The organism is Gimesia alba (assembly GCF_007744675.1).
Lineage (GTDB): Bacteria > Planctomycetota > Planctomycetia > Planctomycetales > Planctomycetaceae > Gimesia > Gimesia alba.
The window spans coordinates 1148138-1171961 of record NZ_CP036269.1; the positions used below are offsets into that span (position 1 = coordinate 1148138).

A 23824-nucleotide genomic window follows, 5' to 3' on the forward strand; every position below is an offset into this window, starting at 1 on the left:
GCGGGACGGGGGCTGAATTGACGTTGATATCGTGCCAACAATAGAAAAGCCAGACATGAAAGGGGAAGAATCAGCGGGTGTATGAACGCAAACCCTGCCCCCTTTTGTGGCGTTATGATCGTTCCGGCTCGAAGTCTTCCTGGAAATCGTCATGGTCGATCATATCCAGACTGGGGCCGCCGTCTTCTTTGAGATCTTTCGAGCGATAATAGATTTTGATCGGAATCTCTTTGAACGGGAGCTGTTCCCGCAGGACGCCGCTGAGGTAGCGTTTCCAGGAGTCGGTAAAGAGTTTCGAATCGTTACACTTCAGAACAATCGTCGGTGGTTCTGTTGCGACCTGGGTGGCGTAGAAAATTTTGGGACGACGGTTTTTGGAATAGGGAGGCTGATTATTCTGGATCGCCGCTCGGACAATTTTATTCAGTCGTCCCGTCGAAACGCGAATGCGGGATTGTTTATAAATCGTCTGAGCCAGGTTGATGACTTGTTTAATGTTTCGTGAATCGCGGGCGGTTACGAATGCCACGGGGGCATGCCGCATGGTGCGGAATTGTGAGGTCAGATATTCATCCCATTTTTCAGAGGTCATCTTACTCTCGCGGCCCAGGTCCCATTTATTGATCACGAAGATGCAAGGCTTATAATTCTCTTCAATTTCGGTGACGAGCTGCTTGTCGACTTTGGAAATTGTTTGCTGCGAATCAAAAAACATCAGTACGACATTGGCGCGGCGGATGCTGCGTTTGGCGCGGGCTAAACCGTAAAATTCGATGTCATTCGCGAGGCTTTTGCGTTTGCGTACGCCGGGAGTATCAATGGCGAGAAATGATTTGTCGTCGAATTCAAATCGAATATCCACACTGTCGCGCGTGGTGCCGGCAACTTCGCTGACGATCATGCGTTCGGATTCCGCAAGGGCATTGATGAACGTGCTTTTGCCAACGTTGCGGCGGCCGACGATGGCAATTTTCAACTCGGGTTCGGCTGAAAGTGTTTCGCCTTCCGTTTCTTCAAACTCTTCGGCGGGAGGCAGTTGATCCAATAATGCCTGGATCAATTCGTTACGGTTCCGATTTCCTTTGACGCTGGTTAAGACCACCGGGGCATTTGTCAGGCGAAAGAACTGAGCCGCTTCGTCATCGGTTTTTGTTGAGTCGCATTTGTTGATGCAGAGGATCTTCGGTTTTTCGATCGACCTGAGTCTCTGAGCGACTTCTTCATCGAGGTGGGCCAGGCCCATGGTGCCGTCAACGACAAACAGAATCAGATCGGCCTCATCAATGCCGACCTGAATCTGGCGTTCAATATCTTCCGAGAGGTCGTCGCTGTCGGTGATTCCAATTCCGCCGGTATCCACCAGTTCGAAGTAGCGATCTTTTTCATGAACCAGGTACGTAACCCGATCGCGGGTCACACCGGCTGTCGGGTCGACAATGGCGACACGGTGACCGGCAAGCCAGTTGAAAATCGAACTTTTGCCTACATTGGGTCGGCCCACGATGGCAATTTTTGGTACGGCCATGATTTTACGTTTTTCTAAAGAAATCGTTTTCAGTTGGAATCGGCGGGGATTGGGTTTGCTCGCTTGATTTCCAGACCCGGGGCTTGTATCCCTGAGTGTGCTGGTATCAGAATCTTTTGAGCGCCCGTCGATTCGGAGTTTTTCTCTGTGCTGATGCCGGGCGGCAAGAAACAGAACTCTGCAATCCGTCTTATGACGGTGATGGCATATTATGCGGCTGAGTCATATATCCATAGAATATCCAGTTAGCGGACGATTGTTAATCAACTGGAGCATTGCGTTTGGGAACTTCCGGCTAAATGACGGTATTTGAGCAAGAATTGACCGCTTGGGGGCCCGATTCTTCCTATTATGAGGGAACGGATGCTCCAATCGACGTGGAGCAGGCCCGGGAATACTGCCGTAAGATTGCCCTGGGGCATTACGAAAATTTTCCCGTTGTCTCCTGGGCATTGCCGCGTGACCTGCGCCCGCACTTTTTCAACGTGTATGCTTTCTGTCGCTGGGCCGATGATCTGGGAGATGAAATTCAGGACGCAGAGACCTCACTCGCGATGCTCGCCTGGTGGCGATCCCAGCTAGAGGAATGCTATCAGGGGATCTCGAGCACTAACGCCGATCCACAAAGGCCTGCGCCGCGCCTGCATCCGGTGTTTGTCGCTTTGGCGCCAACGATCAAGGAGTTTGCGCTGCCTCAAGATGCGTTTGATGATCTGATTCAAGCCTTTGAGCAGGATCAGCGTGTCACCGAGTATCAGTCGTTTGCGCAGCTAGAGGAGTATTGCCAGAAGAGTGCCAATCCGGTGGGGCGACTGGTGCTGCATCTCTGCCGATCCGCTTCGTCTGAGACGCTGGCCTGGTCCGATTCGATTTGCACCGGGTTACAACTGGCGAATTTCTGGCAGGACGTAGCACGCGATTTTGCGATGGGACGCATTTATCTACCCGCCGAAGATCGACGTCAATTCGGCTATACCGATGAAGAATTGCAGAGAAACGAGTTTAATGAATCATTTCAAAAAATGATGGCATTTGAAGTGCAGCGCGCCCGCCAGTTTCTCTTGGATGGTTTACCACTGGTTGCTCAGCTTCCCGGGCGATTGCAGGTTGACATAGATCTGTTTGTTCGTGGCGGCCTGAAAATCCTGGATCACATCGAACGGCAGCGGTTCAATGTCTGGAAAAATCGCCCTGTGGTGTCCCGCTTTGAGTTTGCTCTGATGCTGATTCAAAGTCTGAAAAGACGGCTGTTTTCCGGTTCCCATCGGAAATGAGCCGCGCTGGCATCTCTTTGAATTGCATATGAAGTTCCCATGAAGAGTCGCATCATTGCTCGATTTGCCCTTCTTCAAGCTGGTGTCTTCCCACAAGATGAACGGGCATTTTAAAGTTTGACGGTCAGTGGATTGAGAAAGATTTCTTTTGCACTTTTTCATGATCTCGGGATTGGATTTGAATGAAATTTGTGTGTAGTTTCTACAAATATAGGGTTTTGCTGAGTCTTGCTAATGATTCTTGACATCTTTGGACGATGTCCAACATTTAGTATTGACTACTGAAATATACACACTATATTGGGTGTTATGAGTGAGTGGCTCAGACAAAACGCTATACAAGTGGTTCTGTTTGGGGCACGATAAAGTTGATTTTGCCAGATATTTAACCAGTGTTTTTTTGAATAGATGCGGGCCTTGTTTTTGTCTCTGATCAGAGCGGACATGGTGTCTGATTTATGCTCGAAAAACCTGTCTCTCAGGTGTTTGGTGAAATCTTAGCTCTCACATTCAGATGGTTTTAGAAATTGAATTTCAGATCAGTGAGGGTTCTTAAGAGCAAAGGGAGTTGCCAGTTCACGCACCAAGGTGATGTTGTCTGCCTTTCCCTGTCTCTTTATGTTTCCCTTCTTTTCTGTTTGTCATTTCTGGCAATCTGGTGCGAGTGTATTGTGTGCCACGAGATGCTGGTATCACCACATCCCAATTATGAATACAACAAGCTGCTGTCGGCATGGACACAGCCGGATTTTTAGCATTCCATTTTAAGGAGGCAATCGAATGATTCGAGCGCAAACAGAATGGATCGTCACGAAGCGGGGGGGAAGAACAGCTTCCTTTGATGCATCGTTGATCGGTCGTGCAATCTCTAACGCTTTCCGCGCAGAACTGAATCTCGCAGATAATCAGCCACTCGACGACGAAATTCGGATGGAAATTCCGGAAATGGTCGAGTCGGTGGCGAATGAAATTGCTGCCGCCGCCAGTAGTGATTCTGGTGTTGAAGTAGAAAAGATTCAGGACGTCGTCGAGATGATGTTAATGCGACGCGGTCACTACCGTATTGCACGTCGCTACATTGTCTACCGTGCTGAACGTGCCAAGCTGCGTGCGTTACGCGGATCGAATGAGCTGGCGGATGAGTCTGATGAGATCAAATCAACGGCCCCCCGGTTTCATGTCATTCTCAAAGACGGAACCAAAGTTCCCTTTGATGAAGGACGAATTTTAGCACGGCTTTCCGAAGCTTGTCGCGGACTGGAAGGGGACTGTTCGGCTGAGGATCTGCTCGAAGAAGTGATGCGTTCGATTTTCGATGGGATTTCTGTCGAAGAATTGTATCGTGCCATGATTCTGGCAGCCCGGACTCGTATCGAACGTGATCCTGCCTACGATACGGTTGCTTCACGTTTGATGCTGAAGATTATTTACAACGACGCTCTGGGAAATGCGCCCTCTGACGTCAATGAATTAAATCAACTCTATGTGGATCGTTTTACACAGTTCCTCAATGATGGAATTGAAGCCAAACGATTGACTCCCGATCTGCACAAGTTCGATCTGAACCGGATTGCTCTGGCTCTCAAGCCGGAACGCGATCACCTGTTCCAGTATCTGGGATTGCAGGCTATTTTCGATCGTTACCTGCTGCACATTGATGGTCGCCGTATTGAAACGCCTCAATATTTCTGGATGCGTGTTTCCATGGGACTGGCGATTCAGGAAGCCGGCGATTTTACCGGACGGGCGATTGAGTTCTATAACATTCTCTCTACGTTCCGATTTACCTCGGCGACACCGACCCTGTTTAACTCGGCCACGCTGCATCCTCAGTTGAGCTCCTGTTATCTTTCGACCGTCGACGACGATCTGGACCACATTTTCAAATGTGTTGCCGACAACGCCAAGCTCTCCAAGTGGGCCGGCGGACTGGGGAATGACTGGACTCAAATCCGGGCGACCAATTCGCACATCAGTGGTACCAACGGTCAAAGTCAGGGCGTAATTCCGTTCCTGAAGGTCGTGAATGATACTGCTGTGGCTGTGAACCAGGGTGGCAAACGCAAAGGTGCCGTCTGTTCCTACCTGGAAACATGGCACATGGATGTTGAAGAGTTCCTCGACCTGCGTAAGAACACAGGCGATGACCGACGACGTACCCATGACATGCATACGGCGAACTGGATTCCCGATCTGTTTATGCGTCGTGTTCGCGAAGATGCCGAGTGGACTCTGTTCAGCCCGAATGATGTTCCCGATCTGCATGACCTTTACGGCCAGGCGTTCGAACGGCGTTATACCGAATACGAAAAGATGACAGAAACCGGCGAGATCAAACTCTTCCGTCGTATTTCTGCTGTCGAATTGTGGCGTAAGATGCTGACCCGTCTGTTTGAAACTGGTCATCCCTGGATTACCTGGAAAGATCCTTCTAATCTGCGATCGCCTCAGGACCATACGGGTGTGGTTCACAGCAGTAACCTGTGTACCGAGATTCTGTTGAATACCTCCCGGGATGAGACGGCTGTCTGTAACCTGGGTTCTGTGAACCTCAAGCTGCACATTGTTGATGGTCAGCTTGATCTCGGAATGCTGGAAGAGACTGTTCGGACTGCGATGCGAATGCTGGATAACGTGATTGACATCAATTACTATCCGACGGATGAAGCCCGTAATTCGAATACACGTCATCGTCCCGTTGGTCTGGGTGTAATGGGTTTCCAGGATGCTCTCCTGGCCCAGGGGATCAGTTATGCCAGCATGCAGGCCGTCGAGTTTGCTGATGCCAGCATGGAAGCGATTTCCTATTACGCGATCCTGGCTTCGTCTGAATTGGCGGGTGAGCGTGGTCGTTATGGCTCTTACGCTGGTTCCAAGTGGGACCGCGGTTTGCTGCCGATTGACACACTGGACCTGCACGAAAAAGAACGGGAGATTCCGATTGAAGTGGATCGGCAGACCCGCCTGAACTGGCAAGTCGTTCGGGATTCGATCGCACAGAATGGGATGCGTAACAGCAACGTGATGGCGATTGCACCTACGGCGACGATTTCCACCATCATTGGTGTATCTCAATCAATTGAGCCTTCCTATAAGCATCTGTATGTGAAGAGCAACCTGTCCGGCGAGTTTACTCAGGTCAACCGCTTACTGGTGGATGATTTGAAGGCGCTTGGATTATGGGATGCGGACATGCTGGAAGCCCTCAAGTATTATGATGGTTCGGTCACAGAGATCGAACGCATTCCTGATGACTTGAAGGCCCGCTATCTGACGGCGTTCGAAGTCGAACCCAAGTGGACGATTGAATGTGCCGCCCATCGCCAGAAATGGATTGATATGGGACAGTCACTCAATCTGTATCTGGCAGAACCTTCGGGTAAGAAACTGCATGAGATGTATATGCTGGCCTGGGAACGCGGGTTGAAGACAACCTACTATCTGCGAACTCTGGCAGCGACTCAGGTTGAGAAATCAACCGTGGACGTCAACAAATTCGGAATTCAGCCTCGCTGGATGAAAAACGCAAGTGCGTCAGGTGATATTCAGGTCGAACGGGCAGCAGCCACGCTGGTCACTCCCGGTGAGACCTGCAACCTGGATGGTGACTGTGAAGCATGTCAGTAAGCCTGATGTTTCGTTCCACAATCAATTGTGCTCAGTTTAAGTTTACTAATGGATTTTAAAGAGGTGTTATGATGACAATTCTTAATTCGAATACAGCAGCTACTCCAGCAGTCACACCTGTGGGAGATACTCCCACGGGACGCTTTAAAGCAGATAATAAGCGACTGATTAATTGCTCTCAGGTCGACGTCAATCAATTGATGCCTTTGAAGTATCATTGGGCCTGGGAACATTATCTGAATGGTTGTGCCAACCACTGGATGCCTACCGAAGTTGGTATGACCAAAGACATCGAAATGTGGCGTTCCAGCAAACTTAGTGATGGCGAACGTTTTGTGATTATGCGGAACCTCGGTTTCTTTGCGACAGCCGAGAGCCTGGTTGCCAATAACATTGTGTTGGCGATTTTCAAGCATGTGACCAATGCGGAATGCCGTCAGTATCTGCTGCGTCAGGCATTTGAGGAAGCCGTGCATACTCACACGTTCCTGTACATTGTCGAAAGCCTCGGACTGAATGAGTCAGAAGTATTCAACATGTACCATGAAGTTCCAGCGATTGCCAAAAAAGATCAGTTGGAAATGGAACTGACGTCTGAAATTCTCGATCCTGAATTCACTACGGATACGTTTGAAGGGGCTCAGGCTTTCTTGAAGAACCTGATCGGTTACTACCTGATCATGGAAGGGCTTTTCTTCTATACCGGGTTTGTGATGGTGCTGTCGTTCCATCGCCGCAATATGATGACGGGGATTGGCGAACAGTTCCAGTACATCCTGCGGGATGAAACGATTCACTTGAACTTTGGTATCGACTTGATCAATGGCATCAAACAGGAAAATCCTGAGCTTTGGACTCCTGAATTCCAGCAGACCATTATCGACCGCATCAAGTATGCTGCCGAGTTGGAAATTGAATACGCCAAGGATTGCCTGCCTACCGGAATTCTGGGATTGAACGGCGATCTGTTCCGCGAATACGTGCAGCACATTGCTGACCGTCGTCTGGAACGTATCGGCCTGCCGGCTCAGTATGGTTCTTCGAATCCATTCCCCTGGATGAGCGAAACGATGGACCTGTCCAAAGAGAAAAACTTCTTTGAAACCCGAGTGACCGAATATCAGAGCTCCGGTTCTTTAAGCTGGGACTGATTTGTCCACGACAAAAAAACAAGGCACCCTCGAAGGGACCACCAGCCGGTGGTCCCTTTTTTTGTGCGTGAAGGTTTGATGTTATCAGCAGTGAAACAAAGCAGCCGGGATACCCTTGGTCGGGGCAAGGGGACCTGTACCTGATTCTCCGGAGTTCAAAAAATAATGATCCAATTGGGGGGGCGTCATGCGTTAAGCATCAGATAGCCTTTCTGAACACATGACTTTCTGGAGATTCTGATGAATACAACCCCGCATTGCCCTGATTGTAAAATGGAGATGGAAAAATGATTTGTCCCGGATAATACTTTCTGTACAGTTCCCGCTCAGGTCGCTGTATTGATTCTGTCACAGGTTCACTCCTGAAATGAGGGAATGGAGAGTTCACCGTCATGTGATCCTGGTGAGATCTGGTGCGAAATTAATTGGCAATCTTCAAAAAGTTATGGCACTTACTGAGTTATTGTCTGTCGTCTCGATGTCCGAAATTTCTGAGACGATGAAATAGTATTTCCCGTAAGTCAATATTCGAAAACAGGTTGTGTTTTGGCGGCCGGTGAGCTGGGTTTTTTGACCGACCTTTTTATACTCCCGGCGGCACGTTCTTTGCAGAACTGTGTGCTGGAACATGGTGCTCTGTCCTCCCCCTGTTGAAGACCTCTAGACGAGCCTTCAGGTTGAACGTTTTCTTGCTTCATACCACTCAACTACGACACCGGGACAAGAACATGAGTTACTGATTGGAAAACAATTCCTTGTGCATTCTGTAAGCCCCTTTTTCTTTCCTGGAAACGGCGATTCAGAAGGTGAGTCAGTAGCCAGATTTTTTCGTTGGCTACTCCCTTTTATTTCAGGGACTTATGGTCATTTGAGGACATCGTGTCGAATAAGCGGCTTAATCATTATTTAATAAATATTTAATAAATATCATTCTATTCCCACTACTAATACGTTAGAACTGAAATACAATATCAATCATTGCTTATGAGTATCCTGCCCCATTACATCACCACAAAACCACTGCATCACACATACCAGCTTCAACGCTTTCTAATCCTGTGAATTTATTTCTAATCCTATGAATTTAAAGAGGGAGTTATTTGATGTCGAGGAACATATCCAGAAAGAAGGGTTTTACCCTCATTGAACTGCTCGTTGTCATCGCGATTATTGCCATTTTAATCGCATTGCTGCTCCCTGCCGTGCAGCAGGCTCGCGAAGCGGCTCGCCGTTCCTCCTGCAAGAATAATATGAAGCAGCTTGGCCTGGCGCTGCACAATTATCACGACGCGCACACCAAGTTCCCCTACTCGAGTGCCAACAATGCCATGGTCTGGAAGCAGGCCGGAGATCCGATTCTGAATACATCCGGCTGGACGCTGCTGCTGCCCTATCTGGAACAGTCTGCGCTTTATAATCAATTCAACTTCACCGCCGCCCAGCGCGACAGTACGTTCAGCGGGTGGTCTTCGACCAGTGCGGGAACGGTGATGGGGTCGACTGCGGACATTACCGCGAATATGGAACTGACAAAAAAGGTCATCGCCGTTTTCAATTGTCCGAGTGATGACAACAACCAGACCTACAATTCCGTGACTTCCTACTACGGCTGTGGTGTCTCGGGAAGTGCCATGACCAACTACGGGTTCAGCGTCAGCTCCGGCACAGGACCCTGGGCGTTGTGGGGAAATGAAGGAATTACCACGAGAGCGCTCTTCGGGGAGAATTCCAATTCCGATATTTCGAAGATCAAGGATGGCGCCAGTAATACTGTCATGGTATGCGAAACGACTCGTCAGGTGCGGGATGGAACCGGTAACTACTGGGGATGTAGCGTCTACGCGGGCAATGGCGTCAACCTGGCCCACAGCCGCGGAATCAACTACTGGCTCTGTTGCTCCTGGACTCCTCCGATGACGGAACGGCCCGGCGTACTGGGATCTTACAGTATGCCCGGAAGTTCCCATGTCGGAGGATGTATGATCCTGCTCGCGGATGGTGCTGTGCGATTTATCAGCGAGAACATCGATGCCACGACCCGCACCAATCTCTCCCGGATCAAAGACAGCCAGGTACTCGGCGAGTTCTGATCCGGAAATTTGTTTGCCGGGATGTTCCCACGCTCACGGATGAGGATACCCGTGAGCGACGGGCTCTTTTTCTCTTAATCAATCCTGCTTCTTTCAGCTCTGGTGGATCAACATGAGTGCTTGCTTACATACGACGCGTAAATTGACTCGAGGATTGGCAATACCGTTCGCGGTTCTGCTTGTTTCCCTTTCCGGTTGCGGGGGTTCGGATTCCGGTCCCGACATTGAAATGATTCCTGTTTCGGGATCCGTGGCGATGGATGGTCAACCGCTCGTCGGTGCGATGGTGGAATTTCATCCCACTGCCGGAACAAAAGGGAATGGCGGATTTGGCCTGACCGATGAAGCAGGCAAGTTTACTTTGACCGACTATCATTCGAATCCGGGTTGCCCTCCGGGGGAGTACGGTGTGACCTTCTCGAAGCTCACACTACCGGACGGGTCTCCGATCCCTCCCGATTCCCAACAAGGTGGGGTCGGGATGAAAGAACAGATTCCCCCAGCCTATAACCTGTTCAAGCCGCATGCGATCGTCCAGGGAGCCACAGTCAAAGCGCCGGAATCAAAATTCGAGTTTCAGCTCGACTCAAAATTCAAACCCCCGCGTTCGTTTTTTCAAGACTAATCATCGAGTCTCAAGGGGTGTTTGCAGCTCGTCGGAAGATACTAAAGGGGAAGGTCTCAAAAGAGACCTTCCCCTTTTTTCTGATCGTATGCCGAGTGACTATATTTCGGGAAAGGGAAGATTTATATCAAAAGAAAACCACTTGAGATATAATTCCCCTCGCACTATTTCATGAAAAGAAGCCCGATGAGTTTTGATGAGTTGATTGAGGCAATGTGTGCCCGTGATCAGTATGACGACTTTGGGAATCTTGCCAGGACGATCTACTCGAACAACCCTGATAAGTTTTATTCTGATTTCTTTGACAAAGTCAGACAGTTCCTCAAGGAAGGGGGGGATTTACATCAATCATTTCCGCCAATGGGGTGGTCCTTAATGCATCTTGCCTGCGAGAAAAGAGACGTCCGATTGATCAAAGGGCTTTTGGAAGTTGATCGGAATTTACTTCATACAAGTGCAGATTGTAACTACCCTCCGATATTCCAGGCATTAGATTCTGATATCGATTGTCATATACAAGTCGGTAAACCAATTACGTTGGAAACCACAAAAGCAATGCTTGAACTGGGGGCAGATCCGGATGCCAGGGATCAAAATAACTTGTCTTTACGAGAGTTTGCCAGGAGTTATGGAACTTCTGTTGTTCAAATATTTGATGAGATCATCGGACTGTACTAAATGAAAAACAGGCAAAAAAATGGGAACTTCTCTACTGATTTGTGTGTCATGATGTCAGAATTCATCCTTGCACCGAATGACCGTTTTGACTGATTTAAAGTTGACGAAACGGGAAACGCGTGTTACTCTCGTCGCAATTGGAATTGAGAACGCACCCTGATGGGGTTTTTCTTCCAGCGCCCTTTTCGTTTTCACAGGAAAACAGGTATGACTCTATATATGCAGCGCGTCCACTGGTGTGACCGACTGTATGTCTCGCCCGAATACAGACGGGTTGGAGACGCCGACGACGCTGAGTCTGACATGCCCTTGGTCTGAAACGGACACTCTTTTTGCGCGCATCACGGTCTGAATGCGTCTGTCTCTGCGCGGAGCATCTAGAATCTCTTCGCGCAGATTCCAGATCTGTTGCTTTCTTTGATCTGAAGAACGTTTCTGCCTGCGCGCAGCCTGTATGAACCTGGCGACTTTTGTTGGCTAGTATGCGGCGTCCTGTTTTGGACCATTAAACTCATCGACCCACTCACTGTTTTTTATCACGGTTTGTGAACACAGTTCCGGTCTGCGCGCAGCGTGCGCCTGCGGTTCAAAAATGTCACAAACACGTTCCGGCTACCGGTGCGCAAATTGGAACGCGTATAATGCCGGTAGCCATGTTACTTCAAATATCCTTCTCAAAATAAAAGGAGCCACCACATGGCTATTGCGACAAATTTAGGTTTCCCCCGTATTGGATCTCAGCGCGAACTGAAGTGGGCTGTCGAAAAATTCTGGTCTGGAAAAATTGACGAAGCGGAATTGTCGTCTGTCTGTCACGAACTGCGGGTCGCGCACTGGAAACAGCAGCAGACAGCAGGACTTACGCATATTCCGTCGAACGATTTTTCGCTCTACGATCAGGTACTGGATACGGCGGCGCTGGTGGGAGCGGTTTCCAGACGTTTTGAATGGTCTGGGGGTAACGTTGACTTTTCGACCTATTTTGCGATGGCGCGGGGCGGTAAAGGGGGCCAGTCGGTGACTGCATCAACCGTCGGCGTTGCGGCGCTGGAGATGACCAAGTGGTTCGACACGAACTACCATTATCTCGTTCCCGAATTCGAGGCACAGCAGGAGTTTCAACTCTCTTCAACTAAACCGGTGGACGAATATCTCGAAGCGAAAGCACTCGGGATTGAAACCCGTCCCGTATTATTGGGGCCGGTTTCCTTTCTGCTGCTGGGCAAGACCTGGGAAGAACAGATTGATCCGTTGAGTCTGCTGGACCGTCTGTTGCCCGTTTATTGTGACGTGTTGGCAAAGTTGGCGGCAGCAGGTGCGGCGTGGGTTCAGATCGATGAGCCCTGCCTGGTGCTGGATTTGACCGGAGCACAGCAGGCCGCTTTTCAGCGTGCTTATCATGAGCTCGTGAACCATACCGGCGGAATGCAGATTTTACTGGCAACCTATTTTGGATCGCTAAAGGAAAATTTGCAGACGGCTGTTTCATTGCCGGTAAATGCATTGCACATTGATCTGGTGCGAGCGCCGGAACAACTGGATGCGGTTTTGGATCTGCTGCCCGAAGAGACGTCGCTTTCATTGGGTATCGTCGATGGGCGCAATATCTGGAAGAACGATTTTGAACAGTCACTGGCTTTGATTGAAAAGGCAGTGAATCGAATTAGCGCGGAGCGGATTCTGATCGGTCCTTCCTGCTCGTTGCTGCACACTCCCGTGGATCTGGCTGATGAAACGGATCTGGATGACGAACTCAAACAGTGGCTAGCCTACGCACAGCAGAAGCTGGAAGAAATCGCTGTGTTGACGCGGTGCGTGAACCAGGGACGAGAGAGTGTGGCCGTTGAACTGGCAGAAAACCAGGCCGCCATTGAAGCCCGTCGCAATTCACCCCGCGTACATCGAACCGATGTCAAAACGCGGTGCGCGGCTGTGACCGAATCAATGCGGGAACGACAGTCCCCGTACCCGGAACGTCAGGTGGTCCAGGCCGCTCATCTGGACTTGCCTCTATTTCCCACGACCACCATTGGCTCGTTTCCGCAGACCGATGAAATTCGCAAAGCGCGCGCCGCGTATAAGAAAGGTGAACTTGCTGATGAGGCGTATGAAGAATTTCTCGAGAACTGTATTGCCGACGATATTCATTACCAGGAAGAAGTCGGCCTGGATGTGCTGGTGCATGGAGAAGCCGAACGGAATGATATGGTCGAATATTTTGGCGAACAGCTGGAAGGTTTTATCGCGACCAAAAACGGCTGGGTGCAGAGTTATGGTTCCCGGTGTGTGAAGCCGCCGATTATTTTCGGTGACATTCAGCGCAAAGGACCGATGACGGTGAAGTGGACGAAGTACGCGCAGTCCTGTACCGAGAAACTGATGAAAGGCATGTTGACCGGGCCGGTGACGATTCTGCAATGGTCGTTTGTGCGAGATGACCAGCCTCGCAGTGAAACGTGTCAGCAGATCGCGCTCGCGATTCGTGATGAAGTTCTGGATCTGGAAGCGGCCGGCATCAAGATCATTCAGATTGATGAGCCGGCGGTCCGCGAAGGCCTGCCGTTACTACATTCCGACTGGGACGTTTATCTGAAATGGGCCGTTGATTGTTTTCGCCTGGCGTCAGCAGGTGTGAAAGACGAGACGCAGATTCATACTCACATGTGTTATTCTGAGTTCAATGATATCATAGAAGCCATTGCCGCGCTGGACGCCGACGTGATTTCGATTGAAACCTCACGGAGCAATATGGAACTGCTGGATGTGTTTGCCCGGTTCAGGTACCCGAATGAAATTGGTCCCGGCGTGTATGATATTCATTCGCCTCGCGTGCCGACGGTGGAGTGGATGGAAGAGCTGCTGGAAAAAGCACTGGAGGTTCTGGAGCCTCGCCAGTTATGGGTGAATCCGGATTGCGGACTTAAGACACGCAAATGGGACGAGGTGAAACCGTCGTTGAAGAACATGGTGGAAGCCGCGAAAGTGTTGCGCGATAAAGTGAAACCTGCAAACTGATTTCCAGTGTTATGGTTTTCTGGAGAATCATGTGATCAGCTCCGGAATGCGCAAAAACGTTCATTCCGGGCTGATTTGATAATGTAGAATGTATGCCGCTTCCAATTTTCTTGAGGATTCGATACCAACAGATTAATGAATACCAATTATTATAAATCGATTTTGATACTTCTGGCTCTGGTCGTGAGTTCCGGCTGTGGTTCCGGGGCCTCTGAAACGACGTCCCGTTCCGATTCGCCTGCGACTGAGATCACGCAAGCGCAGAGTGTTGCGGATTTTCCGATCGTCATTAAAGATGATCGGGGGCTGGAAGTCAGTGTTCCGAAAAAGCCGTTACGGATTGTTTCGCTGCTGCCGTCGCATACCGAAATTCTGTATGCTGTTGGTGCAGGGAAGCAAATGGTGGGCTGTACGACGTTCTGCAATTATCCTGAGGAAACCGGTCAGCTCGAAAAAGTGGCACTGTCGAATCCGGGTAGTGTGAGCCTGGAAACGCTGGTTGCGCTCAAGCCGGATCTGATCTTTCTGGGGGGCGATTATCAACGCCAGTTGGCAGAGCAACTCACCAAGTTGAAGATCCCCGTTTTATCGTTTGAGTCACAATCGGTGGCAGACATCGAACGCTCGATACGGGGCATCTCCCGTGCTACGGGGCATACTCAAGCGGGGGAAAAATTAATCGCGAAGATCAAAAAAGAGATAAAGTCGATTCAGAAACGGGTAGCGCCTTATCAGAAACAGGGCCCGCCGCGCGTGTTTTACCAGGTGTGGGACCAACCGTTGATGACTGCGGGGCCCGCTTCTTTTATTGGTGAGTTGATCGACTTGATTGGGGCAGAGAATGTATTTGAGGATGTGAAAATTGCGTATCCCCAGGTCAGCGAGGAGACGTTGATCGTGCGCAATCCGGATGTGATTCTGATGCCGCAAACCAAAAAAGCGGAGGCTCCTGATTTGGCAGAGACGATTTCTCGTTTGCATGAACGGCCAGGATGGAAGCAAATGAGTGCGGTAAAGAATCAGCGAATCTATCTGATTGAGGATGATCTCATTTCCCGGCCGGGGCCACGTGTGGTGCTGGGACTACAAAAAATGGCTCAGGCGTTGTACCCTGAAGCATATCAGGCACACTCATCTTCAGAGCGGACTCAATAGTTCATGCAACCCCGGCAACGTATTCTGGTCTGGCGAATGATCCCGCTGGCGGGTTTCCTGCTGACGGCGCTTGTGGTGGGAATTCACCTGGGAGCGGTTGAGCTTTCCCTGGCCCAGATCTGGCAAGGTCTCGGGAGCTCGTCCGATGGTTCGCACGTCGAGACGATTCTCTGGCAAATTCGCTTGCCGCGCGTGATTCTGGCGGCCTGTGTTGGCGGAGGTCTGGCGGTCGCGGGGGCGGCGTTTCAAGGCGTTTTTCGTAATCCGCTGGCGGACCCTTTTGTGATTGGTGCTTCGAGTGGTGCGGCGCTGGGAGCAACATTGGCACTACTCTGCATTGCGGGTAGCGCAACTGTCATCACTGCGACCTGGCAAATACCGTGGTTGATTTTGTCTGCGTTTGCCGGTGCGATTCTGGTTGTCTGCGCGGTGTTTGTGATCGCGGCACTGAGTAACATCGGTCGCAATGCGCCGCTATTGACATTAATCCTGGCAGGTATGGCGCTCAGCAGCTTTACCGGGGCACTCGTGTCTCTGATCATGTTTCTGAATCACGAGATGCTGACGACGATTTTCAGTTGGCTATTGGGTAGCTTTTCGGGGCGACACTGGAATGAGATTATGATGGCAGGGCCGGTGATTCTGGGCAGCGGAATCGTGCTGTGGCTGATGTCGCGTCCGTTGGATTTACTTTCGTTTGGTGATGAGACGGCGCTGACACTGGGCCTGTCGATTGGCAAATATCGTATGCTGATTCTGATTGCAGCTACATTATGTACGGCGGCGTGCGTGGCTGTTTCGGGGGTGATTGGATTTCTGGGTTTGATCGCGCCGCATATGACGCGTATCCTGCTCGGACCGCGGCACAGTTTGCTGATTCCCGGCAGTTGTCTGTTGGGCGCGACGTTGATGGTCGTCGCGGATACTCTGGCGCGAACGATCATTGCACCGGCGGAAATTCCGGTGGGTATTGTGACGGCGTTGATGGGCTGCCCGTTTTTTCTTTTCCTGTTGATCAGTCGCGGACAACAAACCAAATGAGCAAAGGCAATCGGCATGAATCAGCTTGAACTCAATCAGGTTTCCTGTGGTTACGCAGACCGGGACGTATTGAAACAGGTCTCCCTGTGTGTGGAGCCAGGCAAGGTGATGGTCTTACTGGGGCCCAATGGTTCGGGGAAAACAACCCTGTTGCGCGCCCTGTTTAATCTGGTGGATGTGAAAGAAGGACAGGCTTTGATTGAAGGTCAGGAGATCAGGCGGCTGTCCCGTAAAGAGATCGCACAGAAACTCGCACTCTCACCGCAAATGGAACTGCCACAATGGCCGATGACGGTGGAAGAAACGGTTCAACTGGGCCGGAGTTCGCACCGAGGTTGGGTGCAGCCTTTCCAGTCTGATGATGCGGCGCATGTCGAACAGGCGCTCCAGCAGACGGGGCTGACTGAATTGCGTCAAAGAAAGATCACCGAACTATCCGGGGGAGAGTGGCGGCGGACGTTAATTGCCCGGGCCCTGGCACAACAGACAAACGTGCTTTGTCTGGATGAACCCACAACGGGGCTGGATTTGAAATACCAGGTCGAAATCCTGTCATTGATTCGCGACCTGGCACATGAGCGGGATCTGACCGTGATGCTGACGATTCACGATTTGAATCTGGCCAGTTGCTTTGCCGATCAGTTTGTGTTGCTCCATCAGGGGCGCATCGCGGCGATGGGAACCGGAGAAGAAGTTCTGACCGAGGCGCGGCTGACGGAAGTCTATCAGACCAAAGTCAAAGTGGTGCCGCACCCGGAATATCAGACGCCGTTGATTGTGCCCGTCCTCTGATGGATTCACATCGTTTCGGCTAGCTGCGAACGTAGCTGTCAAAGACGCGCACTTTGGCCCACTTCTCCTTATTTTCCGCAATGAAGGTGAGGTGATCGTCGACGACTTGATACTTGTCGTGCGACTCTTTGCTGTCAAAGACGACATTCAAGGCGACGTGAAATTCCTGATCATTGACTTCCCGTTGAAATTCAGGGCCACGCGAACCGGCGGAAAAGTACACCACGCCCGGATGAGCTTTCAGATATTTGTGACAGGCCTCTACCATCGCCTCTATGGAGGCAGGAGAATCATCTTTGAGGGTGAAATAAACCATGTGCGCCAGTTGGGTGTCGGCCATCGGTCGGTTCCTTCTGTGTGTGTTAGAGTGCTTAAGTTGTATCGTGTCATGATTTTAAGGAAACAAACCAGAGTAAAAGTGTCTGATTTCATTTACCTATCTTCTCAAAATGTGGCCCCAATGTCACTGGAACGGGGGGCGAATGAATTTCGTAAATTGTGAAATTTAAAATAAAGAGACTTTAACGATTATGCCGATAAATGAGAAAGGTGGGTTCTTCGTTTCGGTTCATCCCGTCGAGCCAGTGTTTCCATTTGTGGGAAACAGAGACGAAATCAAGGAGTGCCATCCAGCACACTTAGCAAAAAAAGGAGTTTTTCGATGTCCCCCTGGATTCGAAATTTAGTAATTGTCGCCTCAGTCTTAACTTTATTTTCCAGCAACAATGAAGCGGAAGCACACATCTTCGGCGGTCGGTTGTTTAACCGATGCGGAACACGTTGTTGTTATCCACAGCATAGTCGTTGCGGTCATCGTTGTCGCAAACTGGCCCGGCGTTATTTCCGTCGCTGTGCTCCTGTGACATCCTGTTGCCCCGGTGTCTGCACACCGCCTCCGCCACGGGTCTGCTATCAGGACATTATCTGCACCGAATATCGCATGATTCCCCAGACTCGAAACGTGCCTGTGACCACCTATAAGCAGGTTACGGTGGATGAAGGATGCTGGCAACGCGTCTGGGTTCCTAAAATGGTCACTAAACAGATTCCCCAGACTTGCTATCGTCGTGAAACAACGTATGTGCGACAACCATATCAGGTTCGTAAGCGAGTTCCTGTGATGAGTTCTCCCTCGACCTGTACCGACTGTATGAATGGAACGCCTTCCATGCTCAGTCCTTCGATTGTTCCTTCGACACCAACCCCAGTCCCTTCGACAGTTCCCACGCCTACGCCAATGTCTTCGACGTCATTGGATATGGGCGCGTATCCAACACTGGCACCGACTGTGGGAGCTTATCCTACTGTGCCCGCGTATCCAACTGTGGCAGCCCAACCGGCTGTTTCCTGGGGCGGAACGACTTCAGGGCCTGCTCTGGCAAGTTCGGGACCGGCTTTTACAACAAGTCCGACCGTACTTCAAACTCCAGAACTTCAGTCCAACTCAGACTGGCAGACGATTCCTTCGCAAAATTCGTACTTGAAAACGCAGTCTGCCTACGATGATTCTGCTTCACGAACTGCAAACGCAAGAGGGGCATTTGTGCCAGCACCGTCTGCTGCGACTGTCTGGAATACGCCTCGCCGACAAAGCCTCAACTAACTGATCAGCTTTGTGAGAATATCACTCATTTGAACCGGAGTCTGCATCTGATGAATGCGGGGTCCGGTTTTTTTCTTGCTCGCGCAATGCCTGCTGCTCACGACGGTTCATCTTGTAGAACGCGACGCCAAAACCGGACAGCAGAATGGCAGGCATGGTGAGCATGAAAGTGATGCTATACATGTAAGCGCGCGGTTTCTGATCGTCGGTTTCATTCAACTGTTTACACATCGGACAGGCTGCAGCCTGACTAATGACGGCGGGACTGGAAAACAGGCCGAGCAATGCGCTGGCGAGTAAACAGGATCGAATCAATGAATGTCGCTTAAACATGTGTGAAATCACTTTTGTAACAATGATGGTCTGACAGGCTCTACAATAACAAATATAAGAGCCTAAGCCAACCGAATTATGTACACTTCTCAGGCGGTGCCACCGGGCAAGTGATACAGCATGAAATAGATCACCACGCCGGTGATCGAGACATACAGCCAGATCGGGAAGGTGATTTTGGCGATGCGGCGATGCGCTTTCCACTGCTGTTTCAGTCCGCGTCGGATCGTTACCCAGGCCAGTACGGGTACTGCTGCGGCAAGGACGACGTGTGTGAGCAGAATGAAATAGTAAATCGGTCTGATCAGGCCTTCGCCTTCAAATTTGCGCGACGCATTTCCGGTGTAGCTTTGCAGAGCAAAGTGGTACAGCAGATAGAAGCCCAGGAAGAGAATCGAGGTTCCGAAGGCCGTCAGCATGGTTTTTTTATGTTTCTCTTTTTCCCCTTTGCGAATGAACCAGTAACCGACCATCAGTAGAATGGTCGCCAGTCCATTCAAGACGGCGTTGACGGCGGGAAGCTGCATTACCCATTCAGGTGCCGTTTTGACTTCTTCCGGTTGTTCTCTCGTTTCTTCTGTGACAACTTCTTCTTCCACCGCTGGCTGTTCGGTTTCTGCTTGCGCGAAGAGTGTTGATGTCAGTGCCTTCGAGATCATGGGAAATATGAGTGGACTCAGCGAGACCATTCCGGCTTTCGGGGGCGTAACTGGTTTGGGAGGCTCGTCTGGTTTAACTTCCTTCGTCTCTGTTTTCTTCTCTTCCGGTTTGTCATCCTCGATTAGTTTGCGAACTGCTTTTCGCAGTGCCGCCAGTTCTTCGTCATTGACGGCGTTATATTTTCCGAGGACGCGTCCATTTTTATCAACCAGCATGACGTTGGTGGTGTGGATGACTTCGAATCCGGGCTTACGGGCCGGGCCTGTGTTTTCCTGAACGGGCATCAGAAAACTTTTTTCTATCAAATGGAAGATGTCTTTCTGATCGCCGGTCAAAAACAGCCATTTTTCCGGGTCGGCTCCGACAGACTCTGCATATTGAGTTAAGACTTCGGGTGTGTCGTTTTTCGGGTCGACGGTGATCGTGACCAACTTGAAGTCCAGGTCTTTCAGATCTTTTTGCAATTGATAAAACTGACCCGACACACGGGGGCAGGGACCAGCGCAACGGGTAAACACAAAGCAGGCCACCCACGGTTTTCCCAGCAGATCTTTTTTCGTGACTGTCTTACCACTACGTTCGGTGAGCGAGAAATCCTCGATGCCCTCTTCCGGCCAGATCGGAGCATCGGATTTGACTTCGATAGTGCCCTCTTCCGGCGCTTCCTTTTTCGCTTGCGCGGAGGCTGCTTCCTCAGTTTTGATTTGTTCTAAGGCGAGATCGTGTTCCTTTTTCAGATTCCAGGTGGCGAACGCGCTGATGGCGACCAGTACCCAGAGAATGATGATCAAAAAAAGGGGAATGCGTCGGATTCGTTTAGTCTCGTTCATTCTGAAAGATCTTTATTTGTGATTAAGTATTCGATTTCGCGACATTAACGGGCGTTTCGGGTGGCCCGTTGTTGCGTCATCCAGATGGCGATAGCTACATAAATTATACACACGAGAGCAGTGACAGTCAGGCAGACAATCATGGAAGGATTACCGGGGGCACTTGGCAGCCCCGGTCCCGATGTCAGAATCCGGCGCAGGCCGGTGACGCCGTAAGTTAAGGGGTTGGCCCGAATGATCCAGGAAAGCCAGCCCGATTCACCAGCGGGGAAAAAGGAACCGGAGAGTAACCACATGGGCATTAAAAAGACGGACATGATGGCGTGAAACCCTTGTGTGGATTCCATCGGCCAGGCAATCAGATAGCCGAGGGCCGTCAGGCTGAAGCCGAGCAGGAACAGAAACAGGATCAGCGGCACCAGACCGGCGAGTGTGATTCCCGTTTCAAAATCGGGCGCTAATCCGACAATCTTTAACAGGGGACCGAGAAAGATAAACAGGACAGCTTGTAAAACAGCAAGGATCGTTCCGCCGAGCAGTTTTCCGAGCACGATCGAGGTGCGGGGAACGGGCGAGACTAAAACTCCTTGCAGGAAACCTTCCTTGCGATCTTCGATGATGGAGATCGTGGAGAAGATCGCCGTGAACATTAAAATCATGACAGCGACGCCGGGGAAGAAATATTCCTGGTAGGTCATGCCGGCCGTGGCCCATGCGGGGGCTTTGAAGGAACCGCGCAAGCCGGCTCCGAACAGAATCCAGAACAGGATTGGCTGAATCAAGGCGCCAATCACGCGGGTGCGTTGTCGGACAAAGCGAACCACTTCGCGCTGCGCGAGTGTCATGATCGGCAGCAAAAACAATTTAGTAGTTCCAGCAGGCGGGAGCGAAGCGAGGTGGTTCATACTAATTCCTCCGCTTGCCAGAATTGATGGCCGGTTTCATGGATGAAGACATCTTCGAGTGTCGGCTTCCCAAGCGAGACAGATGTGACGAGTTCCGGAAGGGCGTCGATCAGGTCTTTGAGGAATTCGTGTCCGCGGGCATGTTCCAGTCGCAGGCTATGATTAACCATCTGTGGGGTGACGCCGAACTTTGCTGAGATTTGTTGGCTCAGTTGTTCGAGATTGTCCGAGTGAATTGTGAGGCAGTCGCCGCCGACCGAAGCCCGCAATTCATCGGGGGTTCCCAGCGCTACCAGTTCACCCTGATGCAGAATTCCCAATCGGTCACAGTGTTCTGCTTCTTCCATTAAGTGGGTTGTGATGAGAATGGTCACACCCTCTTCGTGCTGCAGCTGTTTCAGATATTTCCATAGATCGTGTCGTGCGCCAGGATCGAGGCCGGTACTCGGTTCATCAAGCAACAGGACTTTTGGCGAATGCAACAGACCTTTGGCGATTTCCACGCGACGTTTCAAACCGCCGGACAACGATTCTGCAAGATCGTGTCTGCGGTCGGTCAGTCCCAGATGTTGCAGCGCCGATTGAATGCGTTCCCGCATTAATGCTCCGGAAATGCCGTAAAGGTGAGCCTGGTGTTTCAGGTTTTCCTGCACCGTTAATTTGCCGTCCAGGCTGGGGGATTGAAAAGTCACGCCGATCAACGTGCGGATCTGTCGTGCGTGTGTCGCGAGATCCAGTTCGGCAATCGAGGCGGAACCGGACTGGATTGGCAGGAGTGTTGAGAGCAGGCGGAACAGGGTTGTTTTTCCGCCGCCGTTCGGTCCCAGTAGGCCGAAGATTTCTGCGGTGCGGACTTCGAAACTGAGTTGATTCAGAGCCAGCCGTTCGCCGTATCGGTGCGAGATTTCGTTGACACAGATTTGGGAAGCCGTTTCCTGAAATTGTGGATTACTGGGCATGACTGTTTTCGGCGTTTTTGGCAGAGCTATCTTCGGAACTCGCCTGTTGTGCCTGTTTCAGATAATCGATCTGTGGTGATTCATTTGTGTAATAATGAATGCCGATATCGGGTGTCATCGCGATGGTCAGCCCCATCGCCAGAATGATGGTCGGGCTGAGCAGGACGTATTTCCATTTGCCTTCGAACTTAAGGTGCATGAAATAAATCATCACGAACAGGGCTTTCGCACAGGCAACCGCCAGCACCAGAAATGCGAGCAGGATAAATCCCTTGATGCCCACGACATCTTTTTCCTTCAGATCGAGGACATCGAAAATGATAGAGAGCACAGTGCAGACGCAGAGGGCATAAAAGATGGTTGAGTATTTGACATACGAGTGAGTTGGTGATTCAGACATCGTGTAATAACTCTCAAAAAGATCAACGGGCAGATTGACGCGTAGGTGTTTTCTGCGAACTCAGATGATTTCAACTCGTTTAAATAATGTAAATCAGTGGGAACAGGAAGATCCAGACCAAGTCTACAAAGTGCCAATACAGGCCAATGTTTTCGACATAATCATTCCATTTCTCACAAAGTCGTTTTCCCTGGACCAGTACAATCAGGAACAGAATCATGCCGATGACAACATGCAGTGCATGAAATCCGGTCAGCAGGAAGTAAACGGAAGCGAACAGGTTTCCGTAGATAATTGGTTGCAAGTGATGCACGGGAGCAAGGAAGGCACCGTACTCCGGATTTTTCTTGAGCGTCTCGAGTTCTTGATTCATCTCGGGCAGCGTGATCGATTCATCGAGGGCCTGTTTATTTAATTCCCGGTATTTATTCTCGAGTGCGAAGAACGCGGTGAGTTCTTTTTTTCGGGCTGCGGATGTATCCGGCGAGTCCAGTTCTGTCCTCAGTTGTTGTTGGAGTTCTTCGATGGGCGTTTCGAGCGCTTCCGTTTTTTCGTCTTTGACGCCGGACAATTCGACTGTTTCTTCGGGATTCGCAGGTTCTGCTTTTTCCGGGAGTTTGGTAGCGTTGGCCAGAGCAATGGTGCGGTTGTCAATGACCTGTTTCATTTCCCGCATTGATTTATCAATGGCCATTTGCGGTGTTTCGGGAATGTGTCCGGGCAGGATGTCGTATTCAAATTTACCCGAATATTCGTATGCTTTAATACCCAGAAAGACACAGGCCAGCAGAAAGACCAGAACGAGGTAGCGGCGTGCTTTGGCAAAGTCTTCCGCTTTCATGCCTTCCAGTGCGACGACAACAAAGTAACTGGAGAGAATCAGCACGAATGTATTCAGTCCGCCTGCCCAGATGCGGATGTGCGTGATTTCGGCATCGGTGGGCCAGCCGGGAGAACCGGCGCGGAGCACAATGTAAGCGCCAATGAAGGCAGAGAAGAACATGATTTCTGTTGCCAGAAACAGCCACATGCCTAATTTGGAATGTGGTATGGGAAGTCCCATGCGATATTGTGGTGAATTACTTTCGTGACTCATTGGTATCTTTCACTTCACAGGTGCGCAACCAGCGGTTGGTCTCTGAAACGGTCTCTTGTGGAAAA

Annotated in this window: 19 protein-coding genes; 11 read left to right on the top strand and 8 right to left on the bottom strand. The window is 50.6% G+C overall.

Annotated features, from left to right (window positions below):
- Positions 1-112 precede the first annotated feature (112 nt).
- A complete protein-coding gene (gene der, locus Pan241w_RS04400) occupies positions 113-1525 on the bottom strand; it encodes a ribosome biogenesis GTPase Der (protein ID WP_145211520.1) in 1413 nt (470 codons plus the stop codon).
- A 299-nt stretch (positions 1526-1824) separates the two neighbouring features.
- On the opposite strand from der, the gene hpnC reads away from it, so the two are divergent.
- The 10 genes from hpnC to Pan241w_RS04450 all read left to right on the top strand — a co-directional run bounded on the left by hpnC (position 1825) and on the right by Pan241w_RS04450 (position 16973).
- A complete protein-coding gene (gene hpnC / locus Pan241w_RS04405) occupies positions 1825-2799 on the top strand; it encodes a squalene synthase HpnC (protein ID WP_145211523.1) in 975 nt (324 codons plus the stop codon).
- Positions 2800-3579: 780 nt separating this feature from the next.
- Positions 3580-6426, top strand: coding sequence for a ribonucleoside-diphosphate reductase subunit alpha (locus tag Pan241w_RS04410; protein WP_145211528.1), 2847 nt, complete (start codon positions 3580-3582; stop codon positions 6424-6426).
- A gap of 71 nt (positions 6427-6497) precedes the next feature.
- Positions 6498-7577 (top strand): ribonucleotide-diphosphate reductase subunit beta, encoded by a 1080-nt coding sequence (locus tag Pan241w_RS04415; protein WP_198000539.1) that lies wholly within the window; start codon positions 6498-6500, stop codon positions 7575-7577.
- Between the two features lie 1103 nt (positions 7578-8680).
- Positions 8681-9667 (top strand): DUF1559 domain-containing protein, encoded by a 987-nt coding sequence (locus tag Pan241w_RS04420; protein ID WP_145211531.1) that lies wholly within the window; start codon positions 8681-8683, stop codon positions 9665-9667.
- 112 nt (positions 9668-9779) lie between these two features.
- Positions 9780-10292, top strand: a complete 513-nt coding sequence (locus tag Pan241w_RS04425) for a carboxypeptidase-like regulatory domain-containing protein (protein WP_145211534.1) — start codon at positions 9780-9782, stop codon at positions 10290-10292.
- A gap of 186 nt (positions 10293-10478) precedes the next feature.
- A complete protein-coding gene (locus tag Pan241w_RS04430; protein WP_145211537.1) occupies positions 10479-10970 on the top strand; it encodes an ankyrin repeat domain-containing protein in 492 nt (163 codons plus the stop codon).
- 696 nt (positions 10971-11666) lie between these two features.
- Positions 11667-13985, top strand: coding sequence for a 5-methyltetrahydropteroyltriglutamate--homocysteine S-methyltransferase (gene metE / locus Pan241w_RS04435; RefSeq protein ID WP_145211540.1), 2319 nt, complete (start codon positions 11667-11669; stop codon positions 13983-13985).
- A 135-nt stretch (positions 13986-14120) separates the two neighbouring features.
- Complete coding sequence (locus Pan241w_RS04440) at positions 14121-15140, top strand: ABC transporter substrate-binding protein (protein WP_145211543.1); 1020 nt, start codon at positions 14121-14123, stop codon at positions 15138-15140.
- Positions 15141-15143: 3 nt separating this feature from the next.
- Positions 15144-16181 (top strand): FecCD family ABC transporter permease, encoded by a 1038-nt coding sequence (locus tag Pan241w_RS04445; RefSeq protein WP_145211546.1) that lies wholly within the window; start codon positions 15144-15146, stop codon positions 16179-16181.
- 15 nt (positions 16182-16196) lie between these two features.
- Positions 16197-16973, top strand: a complete 777-nt coding sequence (locus Pan241w_RS04450) for an ABC transporter ATP-binding protein (RefSeq protein WP_145211548.1) — start codon at positions 16197-16199, stop codon at positions 16971-16973.
- A 19-nt stretch (positions 16974-16992) separates the two neighbouring features.
- On the opposite strand, the gene Pan241w_RS04455 is transcribed toward Pan241w_RS04450, so the two are convergent.
- Entirely contained in the window at positions 16993-17313 is a 321-nt protein-coding gene (locus tag Pan241w_RS04455; protein ID WP_145211552.1) for a Dabb family protein, read from the bottom strand.
- A 321-nt stretch (positions 17314-17634) separates the two neighbouring features.
- On the opposite strand from Pan241w_RS04455, the gene Pan241w_RS04460 reads away from it, so the two are divergent.
- The gene (locus Pan241w_RS04460; protein WP_145211555.1) at positions 17635-18576 is read left to right on the top strand and encodes a hypothetical protein; all 942 of its coding nucleotides are present in this window, start codon (positions 17635-17637) and stop codon (positions 18574-18576) included.
- A gap of 21 nt (positions 18577-18597) precedes the next feature.
- Here the strand turns inward: Pan241w_RS04460 and Pan241w_RS04465 are convergent, their stop codons facing one another.
- The 6 genes from Pan241w_RS04465 to Pan241w_RS04490 form a co-directional block, all read right to left on the bottom strand.
- Entirely contained in the window at positions 18598-18909 is a 312-nt protein-coding gene (locus tag Pan241w_RS04465; RefSeq protein WP_145211558.1) for a hypothetical protein, read from the bottom strand.
- An 89-nt stretch (positions 18910-18998) separates the two neighbouring features.
- Positions 18999-20399 carry a DUF420 domain-containing protein gene (locus tag Pan241w_RS04470; RefSeq protein WP_145211561.1) on the bottom strand — a complete coding sequence of 467 codons (1401 nt, stop codon included), beginning with the start codon at positions 20397-20399 and terminating at the stop codon, positions 18999-19001.
- A gap of 44 nt (positions 20400-20443) precedes the next feature.
- On the bottom strand, positions 20444-21304 hold the full coding sequence (locus Pan241w_RS04475) for an ABC transporter permease (RefSeq protein WP_145211564.1): 861 nt from the start codon (positions 21302-21304) through the stop codon (positions 20444-20446).
- A complete protein-coding gene (locus Pan241w_RS04480) occupies positions 21301-22263 on the bottom strand; it encodes an ABC transporter ATP-binding protein (protein WP_145211567.1) in 963 nt (320 codons plus the stop codon). The genes Pan241w_RS04475 and Pan241w_RS04480 overlap by 4 nt, the downstream gene beginning before the upstream one ends.
- Complete coding sequence (locus Pan241w_RS04485; RefSeq protein WP_145211570.1) at positions 22253-22663, bottom strand: cytochrome C oxidase subunit IV family protein; 411 nt, start codon at positions 22661-22663, stop codon at positions 22253-22255. Before Pan241w_RS04485 ends, Pan241w_RS04480 begins: the two co-directional genes overlap by 11 nt.
- A 79-nt stretch (positions 22664-22742) precedes the next feature.
- Positions 22743-23759, bottom strand: a complete 1017-nt coding sequence (locus Pan241w_RS04490; protein ID WP_232107353.1) for a cytochrome c oxidase subunit 3 — start codon at positions 23757-23759, stop codon at positions 22743-22745.
- Positions 23760-23824 lie beyond the last annotated feature (65 nt).

Excerpts from the sequence above, each read along its gene's own strand:
- der (WP_145211520.1), bottom strand. The coding sequence starts at position 1,525 with ATGGCCGTACCAAAAATTGCCATCGTGGGCCGACCCAATGTAGGCAAA.
- hpnC (WP_145211523.1), top strand. The coding sequence starts at position 1,825 with ATGACGGTATTTGAGCAAGAATTGACCGCTTGGGGGCCCGATTCTTCC.
- Pan241w_RS04410 (WP_145211528.1), top strand. The coding sequence starts at position 3,580 with ATGATTCGAGCGCAAACAGAATGGATCGTCACGAAGCGGGGGGGAAGA.
- Pan241w_RS04415 (WP_198000539.1), top strand. The coding sequence starts at position 6,498 with ATGACAATTCTTAATTCGAATACAGCAGCTACTCCAGCAGTCACACCT.
- Pan241w_RS04420 (WP_145211531.1), top strand. The coding sequence starts at position 8,681 with ATGTCGAGGAACATATCCAGAAAGAAGGGTTTTACCCTCATTGAACTG.
- Pan241w_RS04425 (WP_145211534.1), top strand. The coding sequence starts at position 9,780 with ATGAGTGCTTGCTTACATACGACGCGTAAATTGACTCGAGGATTGGCA.
- Pan241w_RS04430 (WP_145211537.1), top strand. The coding sequence starts at position 10,479 with ATGAGTTTTGATGAGTTGATTGAGGCAATGTGTGCCCGTGATCAGTAT.
- metE (WP_145211540.1), top strand. The coding sequence starts at position 11,667 with ATGGCTATTGCGACAAATTTAGGTTTCCCCCGTATTGGATCTCAGCGC.
- Pan241w_RS04440 (WP_145211543.1), top strand. The coding sequence starts at position 14,121 with ATGAATACCAATTATTATAAATCGATTTTGATACTTCTGGCTCTGGTC.
- Pan241w_RS04445 (WP_145211546.1), top strand. The coding sequence starts at position 15,144 with ATGCAACCCCGGCAACGTATTCTGGTCTGGCGAATGATCCCGCTGGCG.
- Pan241w_RS04450 (WP_145211548.1), top strand. The coding sequence starts at position 16,197 with ATGAATCAGCTTGAACTCAATCAGGTTTCCTGTGGTTACGCAGACCGG.
- Pan241w_RS04455 (WP_145211552.1), bottom strand. The coding sequence starts at position 17,313 with ATGGCCGACACCCAACTGGCGCACATGGTTTATTTCACCCTCAAAGAT.
- Pan241w_RS04460 (WP_145211555.1), top strand. The coding sequence starts at position 17,635 with ATGTCCCCCTGGATTCGAAATTTAGTAATTGTCGCCTCAGTCTTAACT.
- Pan241w_RS04465 (WP_145211558.1), bottom strand. The coding sequence starts at position 18,909 with ATGTTTAAGCGACATTCATTGATTCGATCCTGTTTACTCGCCAGCGCA.
- Pan241w_RS04470 (WP_145211561.1), bottom strand. The coding sequence starts at position 20,399 with ATGAACGAGACTAAACGAATCCGACGCATTCCCCTTTTTTTGATCATC.
- Pan241w_RS04475 (WP_145211564.1), bottom strand. The coding sequence starts at position 21,304 with ATGAACCACCTCGCTTCGCTCCCGCCTGCTGGAACTACTAAATTGTTT.
- Pan241w_RS04480 (WP_145211567.1), bottom strand. The coding sequence starts at position 22,263 with ATGCCCAGTAATCCACAATTTCAGGAAACGGCTTCCCAAATCTGTGTC.
- Pan241w_RS04485 (WP_145211570.1), bottom strand. The coding sequence starts at position 22,663 with ATGTCTGAATCACCAACTCACTCGTATGTCAAATACTCAACCATCTTT.
- Pan241w_RS04490 (WP_232107353.1), bottom strand. The coding sequence starts at position 23,759 with ATGAGTCACGAAAGTAATTCACCACAATATCGCATGGGACTTCCCATA.